Here is a 15,155-nt window from a genome sequence, read left to right on the forward strand (position 1 = left end):
AACGCGAAGCGCTACCGCTTCTTGGGCGTGCTGACGGTCCCCTCCCCGCCCGCGAGCTTCCACTCCCGGTGCAGGATGTCGACCGGAATCCGCCGCTCGAACAGCGGCGTACCGAAGATCTTCAGCTGCGCCTGCAGCGCACCCGTCAGGTCGACACCGCCGTACGCGGCCCACTTGCCGCTGGCGGAGGCCGACCCGTTGGACGAGGCGGTGGCAGTGCCCTCCGCCTCGGCCCGCAGGTACGGCGCGAGGTTGGCGCTGACGCCGACCGCGCCGTAGAGGCCCACGGACGCCTCGGTGCCGAGCGTCGCCTTGACCTTGCCCGCGGCGGACGCCGTGGCCGTGACCGGCGTGGCGTTCATCTGCGAGCTGCTGATGGGCGTCCAGCCCTTGCCCCAGGAGTAGGAGCCGCCGACCTTGAAGTCGCCCTTCAGCTCCTGCTTGACGTCGACGGAGATCTTTCCTTCGGCGTCGACCTGGAGGTAGCAGGTGAGGTCGAGGTTGACGACGACCGGCACCGGGCCGACCTGGATCACCGGGTCGGCGTGGAGCTTCGCGAAGGGCAGCTTGATGGGCTTGTCGGCGGTGGTGGCCACCGCCTGGCCCTTGAGCTCCCACGCGGAGGACCAGTCGCCGGACAGGGCCAGCGACGCGGTGCCCGGGCCGCCGGTGGAGCCGACGCCCTTGCCGTTGTAGGAGAAGTCGACCTCGGGCGCGAGCTGGACATAGCCCGCGGCGGACGCCTCGGCCTTGACCGGGGAGCCCGGAGGCGTGGGGATGGACGCGCCGACGTCCAGCCGCAGGTTGCCCAGCGGCACCTTGGCGCCCTGCGGGCCCACGTGGATGCCGTCCGGCTTCGTCCAGGACGCCTTCACGCCCGGCAGGAGCGGAACGACCTTCACGGACGACGGGTCGACGGGCACCGAGCCCTTGGCCTCGGAGTCGCCGAGCAGCGCGTCGAGGGTGGCCGGGGCCGTGTTGACCTCGGTGCCCTTGTCGGTCGTGCCCAGCACCTTGGTCACCTTGGCCAGCAGGCCGGAGGGCGCGCCGGGCGCGGGGGCGCTGGCGATGACGTCGCCGACGGCCACGCTGTTCGCCTCGGCCCCGCCCGGCTGAGCGCCCTGGGCACCCGGGGCCGACTGCGGCGGCTGCCCGGACTTCGAGGGCTGCGGCGCGATGCCCTTCGGCTTCTTCGCCGCGCCGCTGCCCGTGGGTCCCGCGATCACGGCCCGGCCGCTGCGCTGGTCGAACGAGGCGACCTTCAGCGCCGACTTGGCCGCCTTGGGCGCCGGGGCGCCGTCCGACCCGCCACCGGGGTGGGCCACCGCGCTCGGCGCGCCCGCCCCGGCGGGGGCGGCGGCGACGGCGAGCTGCGGCGCGAGGGCGTTCGACGTCGCGGCGACCGGCTCGGCGTCCGAGCCCTTGGCCGCCGAGGTGGAGCTACCCGCCGAACAACCCGTGGAAAATATGGACACAGCGGTCAGAGAAGTTAAAACAGCGGCGTATCTAACAGACTTACGCAAATTCAAGTCCTCGGGAGCGTGAGGTGGGGGCGACCCGGCGGAATACGCGGCCGGGCCGCATCACACGGCATCAGGAAGGGCTGCGATCGCCACCCGCACCGGGATTACCGGCAAGTAGCGATCCGCAAGATCGTGCCATGCGCCACACACCCAGAAGAACCGTTTCCCTACCGCTGGAAACATGATCTGGGTCACACTTTTCTCAACAAGGTTTAATAAGTCGTCCGTTCAATCATCGACGGACCAACTTGAGGCGCCCATCCACCCTTTGACCAGGGCGGCGTACCCGTCCGGCCACAGCCCGGCCCCCAGCGCGCACTCCGTCAGGAATCCCGCCTCCCCCAGCGCCTCGCGCACCGCCGCCGAGATCCGGTCGACGTCGCCGCGCTCGGCGGGCGGCAGCGGCGCCCCCACCTGCGCCCGGGCCTCGGCGGCCGCGCCCAGCAGCCGGGCGGCCTCGTCGTGCCGGCCCGCCAGCGCCCGCGCCCCGGCGAGCCCCTCCAGCGCGAGGGCCACCGCGCGGGGGTCGCCCGTCGCGCGGGCCACCTCGAAGCCCTCCAGCTGCAGCGCGAGCGCCTCGCGCGCCTCGCCCCGCTGCTCGGCGACGAAGCCGAGCTCGGCCAGGATCAGGGCGTTCGCGCCCTCCAGGCCCACCCTGCGGTGCCACTGCAGGACGTTGCGCATGTGCGCCTCGGCGATGTCGAGCTCCCCCTCCCGGCGCGCCCCCAGGCCGAGCCCCACCTCCGCGTTGACCTCGCCGATCCGGAAGCCCTGCTCGGCGGCGAGCCGCCCGGACCGCTCGTGGAAGTCCCGCGCCCGGTCGTGGTCGCCGGTCAGCAGCGCGATCCTGCCGAGCCCGGACAGCAGGTCCGCCGCCTCCGTCCACATGCCCAGCCGCTCGGCCATCCGCAGCCCGTCGCGCAGCAGCCGGGTGGCCCGCTCGTAGTCGCCGAAGACCTCGGCCCGGGTGGTGAGGGCGGGGACGGCCCTCAGCTGGCCCCAGCGGTCACCGAGTTCCCGGAACAGCGTCGCGCTGCGCTCCCCGTCGCGCTCGACGCCCGCGAGGTCGCCGCGCAGCAGCCGCAGCACGGCCCGGTCGCTGAGCGCCGCCGCCATGCCCCAGCGGTCGCCCAGGGCCCGGTAGCCGCGCAGGGCGTGGTTGACGAGTTCCTCGCTGGCGGCCAGGTCCCCGATGCCGCACAGCGCGTGGCCCAGGAACCACTCGGCCTCGGCCCGGCCCCGGGGGTCCGCCAGCCCGTCGTAGCCGGCGAGGGCCTCGCGCACCCGCCCGTCCCGGCCGGTGACCCCGCCGTCGAGGACGGTGAGGCCCGTGTGCCAGGCACGGGCCCGTACGGAGGCGGGCGAGGGCTCCCGCCCGGCGACGGCCGTGAGCGCCCGCTCCAGGGAGCGCCGCGCCTCGGCGTGCCGGCCGCGCAGGATCCAGTACCAGGTCAGGGCGTTGGCCAGGCGGAGGGCGAGCTCGCCGTCGCCGCCCGTCTCCAGGGCGGTGCGCAGATTGGCGGTCTCCGCGTCGAGGCGCTCCAGCCAGCGCTGCTGGCCGTCGCCGCGCAGCCGGGGCTCGGCGCGCTCGGCCAGCTCGGTGTAGTGGCGCTGGTGGCGGCGGCGGACGGCGTCGTACTCGCCGGCCTCGTGCAGCCGCTCCACGCAGTAGGCGGCCACCGACTCCAGCAGCCGGTAGCGGGGGCCGTCCGGCCCGGCCACCACGATGACCAGGGACCGGTCCACCAGGCGGGCCAGGACCTCCAGGACCTCCTCGGAGGTCACGCACCCGCCCGCGCACACCGCCTCGGCGGCTTCGAGGCCGCATCCTTCGGCGTGCGCGCCGAGGCGGCGCAGCACGGCCCGCTCCGGTCCCGTGAGCAGCTCCCAGCTCCAGTCGATCATGGCGCGGAGTGTCTGCTGGCGGGGCGGGGCGCCGCGGTGGCCCGCGGTCAGCAGCCGGAAGCGGTCGTCGAGGCGGGTGAGGAGGGTGTGGACGCCGAGGCTGCGGACGCGGATGGCGGCGAGTTCGAGGGCGAGCGGGATGCCGTCGAGCCGGCGGCAGATCGCCGCGACGGCCGCGGCGTTGTCCTCGTCGAGGACGAAGCCCGGGACGGCCGCGGCGGTCCGCGTCACGAACAGCCGTACCGCGCCGCACCGTTCCAGCCGTTCGGGAGCGGTGCCGGCGCCGGGGTGGGGCAGCGGGAGCGGCGGGACCGCCCACACGGCCTCCCCGGCCAGGGCGAGGGGCTCCTGGCTGGTGGCCAGGACGTGGAGGCCCGGGGCGCCGCGCAGCAGCGTCTCGACGAGGTGGGCGGCCTGTTCGACGACGTGCTCGCAGTTGTCCAGGACGAGCAGGAGCTGCTTGGTGCGCAGCGCGTCGGTCAGCCGGTCGAGGGGGGTGACGGCGTTGCCGCCGGTGAGGATGCCGGGGGCGCCGTCCTCCCGGATGCCCAGCACGGTCAGGACGGCGTCGGTGAGGGCGTCGGCGGTGAGGGGGTCGGCGGCGGCCGGGCGGCCGTGGTGGGCCTCCAGGGCGGCGAGTTCGACGAGCCAGACCCCGTCGGGGTAGGCGGGGGCGAGCCGGTCGGCGGTCTCCAGGGCGAGCCGGGTCTTGCCGACCCCGCCGGAGCCGGTGAGGGTCACCAGCCGGGAGGCGGCCAGCCGGGACCGTATCTCCTCGGTGGCCCCCTCGCGGCCGATCAGCTCGGTGATGGGGGCGGGCAGGTTGGTGCGGGGGCGGGCGGCGGGGGCGGCCGCCGGGTCGAGGGCCGGGTCCTGGGCGAGGATGGCCCGGTGGAGGGCGGCCAGTTCCGGGGAGGGGTCGAGTCCGAGGTCCTCCGCCAGCCGGGTGCGCAGCTCGCCGTAGCCGGCCAGGGCCTCGCTCTGCCGTCCCGACTGGTAGAGGGCCCGTAACTGGACGGCGCGCAGGCCCTCGCGCAGCGGGTGGGCGGCGACCAGGTCGGCCAGTTCGCCGGCCAGCGCGTGGTGTTCGCCCAGGGCGAGCCGGGCCCGGGCCTGCTCCTCCAGGGCCAGCAGGCGTTCCTCCTCCAGGCGGGCGACGGCGGCCCGGGCGAACTCCTCGTCGGCGAAGTCCGCGTAGGCGTCGCCCCGCCACAGGGTCAGGGCCTCGCCCAGCAGGGCGGCCCGTTCGCGCGGCCCGGTGGCGGCGCGGGCGCGCTCGGTGAGCTCGGTGAACCGGCGGGCGTCCACCGCCTCGGTGTCCAGCGCGTACCCCGGGGGCCGCGAGGCGATCAGGGCGCGCGCGCCCGGCTCGGCGTCCTCCAGCGCCCTGCGCAGCTGCGAGACCTTCGCCTGCAGCGCTCCGGTGGGGTTGCGGGGCAGGGCGTCGCCCCACAGGTCCTCGATGAGGCGGTCGGCGGACACCGCCCGGCCCTCGTGGCTGATCAGGTCGGCCAGCAGCGCGCGCACCTTCAGCTCGGGGACCCGGACCGGCCGGCCGTCGGCGGTCCACACTTCCAGCGACCCCAGCACTCCAAAACGCATTCCTTCACGATAGGTGAGGCCACCTGCGGTTTTTAAAGGGATTTGACTGCGGGTCACCTCACTTTCACGCAGATTCCGTCCTTCCGGCGACCGGCTCTCGACCCCGTCTCGAGCGGCCGCCGAGCGGACTCCGGTGCTCCGCGCCGCGCCCGCCCCGAAGGCCCTTCCAGCGCCTGCGGCGGGACCGGAAGCGGACCGGAAGCCGGCCCGAAGGACCGGGCCGCACGGTGGCCCCATGTCCTCGAACGCCGCATCCGCATCCACTCTGCGGGCCGGACCACGGCAGTGGTTCGGCCTGGCCATCCTTCTGCTGCCCACCGCGCTGATGACCGTGGACCTGGGCGTGCTGTGGCTGGCGACGCCCTATCTGACCGCCGACATCCAGCCGTCCAGCAGCGAACTGCTGTGGATCACCGACATCTACGGGTTCCTCACGGCCGGAACCATGGTGATCATGGGCAACCTGGGGGACCGGATCGGTCGCCGCAGACTGCTGATGATCGGCGCGGTCGGCTTCGTCGTCGCCTCCCTGGTCGCCGCCTACGCCACCACTCCCGCGATGATGATCGTGGCCCGCGCGGTGCTGGGCGTCGCCGGCGCCGCGGTGCTGCCCTCCACCCTGTCGCTGATCAACCACATGTTCGCCGACCCGCGTCAGCGGGCCACGGCCATCGCCATGTGGGTCACCGCCCTGTCCGTGGGCCTGGCCATCGGCCCGGTGATCGGCGGCGTGCTGCTGGCCGCCTGGTGGTGGGGCTCGGTCTTCCTCATCGGCGTGCCGGTCATGGTGCTGGCGCTGGTGACGGCACCGGTGCTGCTGCCCGAGTACCGCGCCCCCGAGCCGGGCCGGCTGGACCTGGCCAGCGTGGTGCTGTTCCTGCTGGGCATCCTGCCGCTCGTCTACGCGGTCAAGAAGTTCGCCGAGTACGGCTTGGGCGCCCAGGTCGGGGTGTCCCTGCTGATCGGCGTGGTCTTCACCGTGCTGTTCGTCCGCCGGCAGCGCGGCCTGGAGACCCCCCTGCTGGACCTGCGGCTGTTCTCCGGCCGGGCCTTCACCGGCGCCCTGCTGACGCTGCTGCTGGGCATGACGGCCCTGAACGGCGTCGAGGTGCTCGTCCCCCAGTACCTGCAGTTCATCGCGGGCAGGTCGCCGCTGGAGGCGGGCCTGTGGCTGCTGCCGGGCGCCGCCGGACTGGTCCTCGGCTCCCAGCTGACCCCCGTCCTGGCCCGCCGGGTGCGCCCCGCCTATGTGCTGATCGTGGGCACGCTGATCGCCGCCGTCGGCTGCTGGATGACCGCCCAGGTCGCCGGCGACGACTCCGGGGTCGTCCTCGCGTCGGTGTCGCTGTCCGTCGTCATGTTCGGCGTCGCGCCGATCAGCGTGCTGGGCACGGCGCTCGCCGTCGGCTCGGCCCCGCCCGAGAAGGCCGGCTCGGCCGCCGCGACCGGCCAGACCGCCTATGAGATCGGCCTCGCCATGGGCATCGCCGTCACCGGCAGCATCGCCGTGGCCGTCTACCGCGGCGACGTGGCGGACCGGGCCCCGGCGGGCGTGCCCGACGCGGCGGCGGACGCCGCCCGCGACACCATCGGCGGTGCCGCGGCGGCTGCCGAGGGCCTGCCGGACACCCTGGCGAGGGGCCTGCTGAAGGCGGCCCACTCCGCCTTCACCCACGGCTTCCACACCGCTGCCCTGGTCAGCGGCGGCTTCGCCCTGCTGACCGCCGTCATCGTCTTCGCCCTGCTGCGTCACATCCCCCCGATCTCCGCCGCCGAACCCGAGGCGGAGAGCGCGCCGGCCGACGCCGGCTCGCCGACCGCGGCCACCCCCACGCACTGAGGCCGCCCCCGCACTAGCGCTCCCCCCACGTACCGAGCCCGGCCGGACGCGTTCCGGCCACCGGGCCCTGCGTCGAACCGAGAGAGGTGCACGCCATGAACGCACAACCGGGAACCACCGAAGGACGGGCCGTCGTGCTCGGCGGGAGCATCGCGGGCCTCTTCGCCGCCCGTGTCCTGTCCGAGTCGTACGCGGAGGTGCTGGTCGTCGACCGCGACCGGCTGACCGGCGTGAAGGAGCCCCGGCGCGGCGTGCCCCAGGGCCGCCACGTCCACGGGCTGCTCTCCCGCGGCCAGCAGATCCTGGAGGGCCTCTTCCCGGGGCTGACCGACGAGCTGGCCGAGGACGGCGCGGCCCGGGGCGACGTCGGCCACGACGTGCGCTGGTACATGAACGGCGAGCGGCTGCGGCCCAACCGGTCCGGGCTCGTCGCCCTCACCTCCCGCAGGCCGTTCCTGGAGCGGCACGTCCGCGAGCGGGTGCGGGCCCTGCCCGCCGTCACCTTCCTGGAGGAGTGCGACATCCTGCGCCTGCAGGCGTCGCCCGACCGCGGCCGCGTCACCGGCGTGTGGGTGCTCCGGCAGGAGCCCGGCAGCACGGAGGAGCTGCTGGAGGCCGACCTGATCGTCGACACCACCGGCCGCGGCTCGCGCACCCCGGCCTGGCTGGAGGAGCTCGGCTACCCCCGCGTCGAGGAGGCCAAGCACCGCATCGGCCTCGGCTACACCACCCGCCACTACCGGATCGGCCCCGACTTCTACGGGGACGACATGGCCGTCAACTACGTCGCGTCGCCCTCGCTGCCGCGCGGACTGATCGTCAGCAAGGTCGACGGCGACCGCAGCGTCGTCACCGCCTACGGCATCCTCGGCGACCAGCCGCCCACCGACCACGAGGGCTTCCTCGCCTTCGTCGAGTCCCTGGACGTGCCCGGCGTCCACGCCGCGCTCGTGGCCGCCGAGCCGCTCGACGAGCTGGTCGCCTACCGCTTCCCGGCCAACCTCCGCCGCCACTACGAGCGCCTGCCGCGCTTCCCCGAGGGCCTGCTGGTCATGGGCGACGCCGTGTGCAGCTTCAACCCCTCCTACGCCCAGGGCATGACCGTCTCGGCCCTGTCCGCCCTGGCGCTGCGCGACCACCTGACGGAGTCCGGCGGACTGCCCGACCCCCTCGGCTACTTCAAGCGCCTGGCCGTCGACGCCATCGACGGCCCCTGGGCCATGTCGATCGGCGGGGACCTCGCCTTCCCCGGCGTCGAGGGCGAGCGCACCCCGGAGATCCTGGCGGGCCACGCCCACCTGGCCCGCGTCCAGGCCGCCGCCGTCCACGACGAGGAGGTCTCCGAGGCGCTCACCCGCGTCATCGGCCTCGTCGACGGGCCGGACGCCCTGCTGGCACCCGCCCTCATGGCGGCGCTCGACCGCCACGACGGGCAAGCCGGCCGCTAGCCGCGTCCTCCCCTTTGTCGCACCGTCCTTCCCACCAGACAGGCAGAACCATGCGGATCACCGTGAACGACCTGGTATTCGACGCCGATGTGAGCGGCCCCGAGGACGGCCGGCCGGTCCTGCTCCTCCACGGCTTCCCACAGAGCCGGAAGTCCTGGCTGGACGTCGTACCGCTGCTCAACGCCGCCGGGCTGCGCACCATCGCCTTCGACCAGCGCGGCTACTCGGCCGACGCCCGCCCCGCCGACGTGGCCGACTACACGCTGCCGAAGATCGCCGGGGACGCCCTCGGCGTCCTCGACGCGCTGGGCCTGGAGTCGGCCCACGTCGTCGGCCACGACTGGGGCGCCATCGTCGCCTGGCACCTGGCCGCCCGCCACCCCGGCCGCGTCCGCACCCTGACCGCCGTGGCCTTCCCCCACCTCGACGCCTACCAGCACGCCTTCCGCAACGACCCGGAGCAGAAGAAGAGTTCGGAGTACGTGGACTTCCTCACCGCGCCGGGCCGCGCGGAGGCGATGCTGGCGGACGGCGCGGTGGAACTGCGCAAGTGGTACCACGTGGTCGACACGGTGCTCACCGACGAGCAGATCGACCGGTACATGGCCCTCCACACCCGGCCGGGCACCCTCGACGCGGCCCTCAACTGGTACCGCGTGGGCACCCTCTTCGACGACAGCACCCCCATGGGCGACGTCCCCGTGCCCACCACGTTCATCTGGAGCGAGGCCGACCCGTCCGTCAGCACCCTCGCCGCCGAGCGGACCGCCGACCACGTCACCGGCCCCTACCGGCTGGTGACGCTGCGGGACGCCTCGCACTGGCAGCCCGAGGAAGTACCGGAGACGGTCGCCGACGAGATCGTCCGCCTGGTGCAGGAGCACGACGCCGCCTGACCCGGCCCCCACGCACCACCCCCCGTACCGAACGAACGACGGAAGAGAGAAGGACACATGAGTGGGCTCAGCGGCAAGACGGCACTGGTGACCGGAGCCAGCCGGGGCATCGGGCGCGCCGTCGCCGAACGCCTGGCGGCGGACGGGGCGCTCGTCGCCGTCCACTACGGCTCGAACGAGGCCGCCGCCAAGGAGACCGTGGCCGCCATCGAGGAGGCCGGCGGCCGGGCGTTCCCGCTCGGCGCGGTCCTCGGCGAGCCCGGCGACGCCGAGGCCCTGTGGGCGGCCTTCGACGAGCGCGTCGGGGAGTTCTCCGACCGGCCGGGCCTGGACATCCTGGTCAACAACGCGGGGATCCTCGTCGAGGGCGGCATCGCCGACGTCGACGAGGAGGGCTACGACCGGGTCTTCGCGGTGAACGCCAAGGCGCCGTTCTTCATCACCAAGCTCGGCCTGGAGCGGCTGCGGGACGGCGGCCGGATCGTCAACATCTCCTCCGGCGTCACCCGTGTCGCCTACCCGCCCATGACGGCCTACGCGGCGGCCAAGGGCGCCCTGAACACCCTCACGCTCACCCTGGCCCAGGCGCTCGGCTCCCGGAACATCACCGTCAACGCGGTGACCCCGGGCATCATCGAGACCGACCTCGCCCCCTACCTGGCCGACCCGGAGACCCGGAAGGTCATCGCCGGCTTCTCGGTCTTCGACCGCGTCGGCCAGACCGGCGACGTCTCCGGGATCGTCGCCTTCCTCTCCTCCGCCGAGGCGGGCTGGATCACCGGCCAGATCATCGACGCCACCGGCGGCTGCGGGATCGGCATGTGAGCCGTCCCTCACCGGACCCCACCCCCGTAGGGGCGCCCGTCTTCACGGGCGCCCCTACGGGCCGTGCGTCAGGGCTTGCGGATCGCCATGGAGTGGGTGAAGTGGTTCCTCGGGTCCCACTTGGCCTTGACCGCCTGCAGCCGGCTGTAGTTGTCCTTGAAGTACAGCTGGTGCCACGGCACGCCCGAGTCGTTGATCGCCGGGTCGGCCATGTCGGCGTCCACGTAGTTGATGAACGCGCCGTCGTCCACCCCGCCCGGCCGCGGCACACCGCCCGTCGCCGCGTAGACGTCGCGGTAGAACTCCCGGATCCAGGCGAGGTGCTTGGCGTCCTCCGACGCCTCGTTCCAGAGGCTCACGTAGAGCAGCTTGACGATCGAGTCCCGCTGCGCGACGGCGGTGTCGCCCGCGGCCACCTGGTTGATGCGGCCGCCGTAGCTGGACAGGACGACCAGGCCGCCCGGGTTGTCGTAGTCGGTGCGCGTCAGGTGCTTGTAGAACGCCTTGACCTGCGCGTCGGGGAACGCCTTGCGCAGATAGGCCGACTTGGCCTTCCAGCGGGCCGTCGTCCCGCCCACCCAGCCGGCCCACTGCGTCACGGCGTACAGCCACGGCACCCGCTTGCGGTCGCCGACCCGGTACGTCAGCCCGGTGCCCTCGTTGACCGCGGCCAGGAAGGCGTCGAGCAGCTTGTCCGCGTCCGGGACAGAGGCGTCGATCTGGGTGTTCATCGCGAACGACCCGGCCGAGCGGTGCTGCGGCGTCAGATGGCTGAACAGCGCCGCGTACGGGGTGCCCGGCGCCGAGTTCTTCTCGTGCCACTGGCTGAAGTTCTTCAGCAGGCGGGTGAACGCCGCCTCCGTCATCCCCTCCCACGACCAGGAGACCTCGGAGACCAGCAGCTCGGCGGGCGGCTTGGGCAGCAGGGCCGAGGGCTCGGTGCCGGTCGCGCCGGGCGAGCGGAACCAGTAGCAGGTGATGACACCGAAGTTGCCGCCACCGGCCCCCGTATGGGCCCACCACAGATCGCGGTTGGGATCGTCCGGCTCCCGGGTGGCCACCACCTTCCTCGCCTTGCCGGCCGCGTCCACCACGACGACCTCGACCGCGTACAGGTGGTCGACGATCAGCCCGTGCAGCCGCCCCAGCGGACCGTAGCCGCCACCCGCCACATGCCCGCCCGTGCCCACCGTGGGGCAGGTGCCACCGGGCAGGGTCACGCCCCAGCCCTTGAACAGCGCCCGGTAGACGGTGCCCAGCGTCGCCCCCGGCTCCACGGCGAACGCCCGCCGGTCCCGGTCGAACGTCACCCCCGACATGCCCGACATGTCGATGACCACGCGCACTTCGGGCCGGGTCACGAAGTCCTCGTAGCAGTGCCCGCCGCTGCGCACGGCCACCGGCTGGCCCTTGTCCACCGCCTCCTGCACCACCTGGACCACCTGGTCGGCGGACCCCACCACCCGCACGGCGTCGGGGGTCCCCACCCAGCGCAGATTGACCCCCGAGACCAGGCTCGGATAGCGCGGATCCGCCTTCGTCACACTGAGCGCCGCGCTCTCCGCGACACCGCCGCCGGGTATGCGCACGGCCTCGGCGACCGTCTGGCCCCACACGGGCCCCACCACCGCCGCCCCACCCGTCACGGCCGCGCCCTGGACGAATCGCCTACGGGACACACCTGTCATGGCCGTATACCTCCATCAGTTCCCTGGGAAAGTGGAAAACACACGATCTGCTGGGAATGTAGGGGATGCACCGGCATCGGGTGATCTATGCCGAGTCACCGGAAGGTCCGCCTTCGGTTACTTTGACCGGGATGCACGAAGACGCCGAAGTCAGGGCACGCGCTCGGGGATTGGGGGGCGATGAATGTGACCCGCGTCTCCCGCGAGGTCCTCGCCACGGGGATGCGACGGCATCCTCCGGACAACGCAGAAAATCCCGCCCGATCTGACGATCGGACGGGATTTCCGCTGGCTCCCATTCCGGTTCGGGAACCTTCTGTTGTGGACCTGAGGGGATTTGAACCCCTGACCCCCTCGATGCGAACGAGGTGCGCTACCGGACTGCGCCACAGGCCCTTGCAACGAGTGAAACTCTAGCACCCCCACCGCGCTGTTCGGAAATCCGCTCCCCTCGCCTCCGCTGGTCAGCGAGGGGGCGGCCCGCCGGCGTCACTCGTTGGCGGCGCGGGGGCGGTCGTCGTCGGCGTACTGGTCGAACAGCGGGGTGTGCCCGCGCTCGCGCCGGGGGCGGCGGGGACGGGCCGGGCGGCGGTCCTCGACGGGCGGACGGCGGTCCTCAGCCGGCTCGGCGGTGCTGGAGCGCGCCGAGCTCCAGGTGTCCGCCGGGCCGGCGCCGGTCGCCCGGGGGGCCACCGGCGCGGAGACGTACGTGGGCAGCGGGACGGGCACGGGCTCCCAGCCCTCGCCCGGGTCCCGGTCGCGCTGCTGGTCGACCCACTCGGCGTGGTCCGTCTGCTCGACCAGGGCGCGCCGGCCCGCGCTGCGCGCGGCGGCCGCGCCGCCCGCCGCCGGGGGCGCCGCGTGGTGGACAACGGTGTCAGTGTCGGCGGAGCCGTCCTCGGGGGGCGCGGGGTGGGAGCGCGCACGGCCCTCGCGGAGGCGCTGGGCTGCCAGTTCGGCGCGGCGCTGGTCCATGGTGAAGGCGAAGCGACGGCGCTCGTGGACGCGCAGGTAGCAGATGTACGCGCTCAGCAGCACGGCCGGGACGCCCGGCACCCACAGCAGCTCCAGACCGCCGACGCCCGCGACGACCGCGCCCAGGGTGAAGGCGAGGAAGAGCAGCACCGTGGTCCGGCGACGGCGGGCCAGCACCTTGGAGCGCCGGGCCCGCTCGGCCGCCGTCAGCGCGCCGGCCGGGGCGGCCCCGGCCGAAGGCGACGGAGACGGTGACGGAGACGGCGCCGAAGGGGCCGACGGTGCCGCGGGCGCCGCCGGGGGCGCCTGCGCGGCGTCCGGCCGCCCGGACGCGGGCGCGCCGAAGGACCGGACGTCGACCATTTCGGTCGCCGCGTCCGGTTCGGACGCCCGGGGCTCCGGCTCCCCGGCTTCCCCGGGGGCCGCCGCCTCGGCGGGGGCACGCCCCTCCAGGTCCTTGGCGTAACGGCGCTCCATGCCCGCCCGTCCGGACAGCAACCGGATGGCCGTGCTGAAGCGTTCCGTCGGACGGGCTTCATTGAGCTCGTCCTGCCTACGGAGCCACATCGGCACCAAGTAGGCGGCCCAGGCCCCGACGATGACTGCGTAGATCAGGCCGCTGCTGCTCACCCTTCACACGGTAGAGGGGTGTGCGCAGATGATTCCGCCAATTGGCGCGGTGTGTCGCACGATCCGGCTGATATCTCGAACTTTTTTTGTGATTGTTGAGATCGGAACCCTACGAATACCGTCAATTGACCGGTCAATTCGAACGTTTATTTTATTTCCGGGGAGAGTCCGGTGCCCGCGCCCGTCCCGCCCCTCGGCCGGGAGCGGTGCCAGCGGATGAGCAGCCCCTCGGGGACCTCCTCGGCTGTCAGCGCGTAGACCAGGTGGTCGCGCCAGGCGCCGTCGATGTGGAGATAGCGGGGGCGCAGGCCCTCCTCGCGGAATCCCAGTTTCTCCACCACCCGGCGGCTGGGCAGATTCTCCGGCCGGATGCACACCTCCACGCGGTGCAGCCCGACCGCGCGGAAGCAGTGGTCGACCACCAGCGCCACGGCCGTGGGCATCACGCCCCGGCCGGCGACGGCCTCGTCCACCCAGTAGCCGATGTGGGCCGAGCACATCGAGCCCCAGGTGATCCCGGCCACGGTCAGCTGGCCGACGAGCTGGCCCCGGTACTCGATCACGAACGGCAGCATCCGCCCGGCGTGCGCCTCGGCCTTCAGATGGCGGACCATCTGCCGGTAGGTGGGGCGCTGGGCGACGGGCCCGCCGGGGGGCGGCGGGGGCACGGTGGCCTCCCAGGGGCGCAGCCAGTCGCGGTTGCGCCGGTTGACCTCGCGCCAGGCGCGCTGGTCGCGCAGCTTTATGGGGCGCAGGGCGACATCGCCGTCCGCCAGCTCGACCGGCCAGATGTTCATAGGGCGGCCGCGGGGTCTCTCGGGTGGTCACCGCCGGGGTGGTCACCGCCGTGGAGCTGGTCCACCGCGTGCCGGAGGAGCCGCTCCAGGACGGCCAGCCCGTCGCGTACGCCGCCCGTCGACCCGGGGAGGTTGACGATCAGCGTCCGTCCGGCCACTCCGGCCAGGCCCCGGGAGAGCGCGGCCGTGGGCACTTTGGCCAGGCCCTCGGCCCGGATGGCCTCGGGGATGCCGGGGACCTCGTAGTCCAGGACGCGGCGGGTGGCCTCGGGGGTGCGGTCGGTGGGGGAGATCCCGGTGCCGCCGGTGGTGACGACGGCGTCGTACCCGGCGGCGACCGCCTCGCGCAGCGCGGCCTCGACCGGGTCGCCGTCCGGCACCACGCGGGGCCCGTCCACGGCGAACCCCATGGCCGCCAGCCCGGCCGCGAGGACGGGCCCTCCCCGGTCCTCGTACACGCCCGCCGAGGCCCGGTTGGAGGCGGTGACCACGAGGGCCCGGTAGGGCGCCGTCACGCGCCGGCCTCCTGCCGGACGTACGGGCCCGACTTCCCGCCCGTCTTCTCCTCCACCCGGATGTCGGTGATCACCGCGGCCTTGTCGACGGCCTTGACCATGTCGACGACCGTCAGGGCGGCCGTGGTCACGGCGGTGAGCGCCTCCATCTCCACCCCCGTCCGGTCCGTCGTCCGCACCGTGGCGAGGATCTCGACGGCCTCGTCGGTGACGGTCAGGTCGACCGTGACCCCGGAGAGGGCGAGCGGGTGGCAGAGGGGGATCAGCTCGGGCGTCCGCTTGGCGCCCATGATCCCGGCGATCCTGGCGGTGGCGAGGGCGTCGCCCTTGGGCAGCCCCTCGCCGCGCAGCAGTGCCACGACGCGCGGGGAGACCAGCACCCGGCCACTGGCCCGGGCGGCGCGCGCGGTGACCTCCTTGGCCGAGACGTCGACCATGCGGGCCGCGCCCGTCGCGTCGAGATGGGTGAGGTGCTCCTGGCCGCTGCTCATCGTTCTCCCGGTCCGGTCCC

General features: G+C 73.7%; 11 protein-coding genes and 1 tRNA gene. 4 read left to right on the plus strand and 8 right to left on the minus strand.

Translation table 11 applies throughout. From position 1 onward, the window contains the following. Positions 1–11 precede the first annotated feature (11 nt). On the minus strand, positions 12–1,475 hold the full coding sequence (locus ACX9I7_RS10965; protein WP_459387175.1) for a hypothetical protein: 1,464 nt from the start codon (positions 1,473–1,475) through the stop codon (positions 12–14). Positions 1,476–1,751: 276 nt separating this feature from the next. Then, positions 1,752–5,030 carry a BTAD domain-containing putative transcriptional regulator gene (locus tag ACX9I7_RS10970; protein WP_459387176.1) on the minus strand — a complete coding sequence of 1,093 codons (3,279 nt, stop codon included), beginning with the start codon at positions 5,028–5,030 and terminating at the stop codon, positions 1,752–1,754. A gap of 235 nt (positions 5,031–5,265) precedes the next feature. On the opposite strand from ACX9I7_RS10970, the gene ACX9I7_RS10975 reads away from it, so the two are divergent. The 4 genes from ACX9I7_RS10975 (at position 5,266) to ACX9I7_RS10990 (ending at position 10,039) form a co-directional block, all read left to right on the plus strand. Next, a complete protein-coding gene (locus ACX9I7_RS10975; RefSeq protein ID WP_387568771.1) occupies positions 5,266–6,870 on the plus strand; it encodes an MFS transporter in 1,605 nt (534 codons plus the stop codon). A 95-nt stretch (positions 6,871–6,965) separates the two neighbouring features. Then, positions 6,966–8,318: an FAD-dependent oxidoreductase gene (locus ACX9I7_RS10980; protein WP_459387177.1), complete on the plus strand. Its 1,353-nt coding sequence runs from the start codon at positions 6,966–6,968 to the stop codon at positions 8,316–8,318. A 62-nt stretch (positions 8,319–8,380) separates the two neighbouring features. Then, positions 8,381–9,214 carry an alpha/beta fold hydrolase gene (locus tag ACX9I7_RS10985; protein ID WP_459387178.1) on the plus strand — a complete coding sequence of 278 codons (834 nt, stop codon included), beginning with the start codon at positions 8,381–8,383 and terminating at the stop codon, positions 9,212–9,214. A gap of 57 nt (positions 9,215–9,271) precedes the next feature. After that, positions 9,272–10,039 (plus strand): SDR family oxidoreductase, encoded by a 768-nt coding sequence (locus tag ACX9I7_RS10990; protein ID WP_387568779.1) that lies wholly within the window; start codon positions 9,272–9,274, stop codon positions 10,037–10,039. A gap of 68 nt (positions 10,040–10,107) precedes the next feature. Here the strand turns inward: ACX9I7_RS10990 and ACX9I7_RS10995 are convergent, their stop codons facing one another. From ACX9I7_RS10995 to moaC, 6 genes are all read right to left on the minus strand, one after another. Then, complete coding sequence (locus ACX9I7_RS10995) at positions 10,108–11,727, minus strand: FAD-binding oxidoreductase (protein WP_459387179.1); 1,620 nt, start codon at positions 11,725–11,727, stop codon at positions 10,108–10,110. A 322-nt stretch (positions 11,728–12,049) separates the two neighbouring features. Further along, positions 12,050–12,123: transfer RNA gene (locus ACX9I7_RS11000), tRNA-Ala, on the minus strand. Positions 12,124–12,216: 93 nt separating this feature from the next. Continuing rightward, positions 12,217–13,332: a divisome protein SepX/GlpR gene (gene sepX, locus ACX9I7_RS11005; protein WP_459387180.1), complete on the minus strand. Its 1,116-nt coding sequence runs from the start codon at positions 13,330–13,332 to the stop codon at positions 12,217–12,219. 146 nt (positions 13,333–13,478) lie between these two features. Continuing rightward, positions 13,479–14,129: a GNAT family N-acetyltransferase gene (locus ACX9I7_RS11010; RefSeq protein WP_459387181.1), complete on the minus strand. Its 651-nt coding sequence runs from the start codon at positions 14,127–14,129 to the stop codon at positions 13,479–13,481. Then, a complete protein-coding gene (locus ACX9I7_RS11015) occupies positions 14,126–14,644 on the minus strand; it encodes a MogA/MoaB family molybdenum cofactor biosynthesis protein (RefSeq protein WP_387568789.1) in 519 nt (172 codons plus the stop codon). Before ACX9I7_RS11015 ends, ACX9I7_RS11010 begins: the two co-directional genes overlap by 4 nt. Next, the gene (gene moaC / locus ACX9I7_RS11020; RefSeq protein ID WP_189454558.1) at positions 14,641–15,135 is read right to left on the minus strand and encodes a cyclic pyranopterin monophosphate synthase MoaC; all 495 of its coding nucleotides are present in this window, start codon (positions 15,133–15,135) and stop codon (positions 14,641–14,643) included. Before moaC ends, ACX9I7_RS11015 begins: the two co-directional genes overlap by 4 nt. Positions 15,136–15,155: the final 20 nt, after the last annotated feature.

The sequence above is a fragment of the Streptomyces sp. L500 genome (assembly GCF_054551825.1).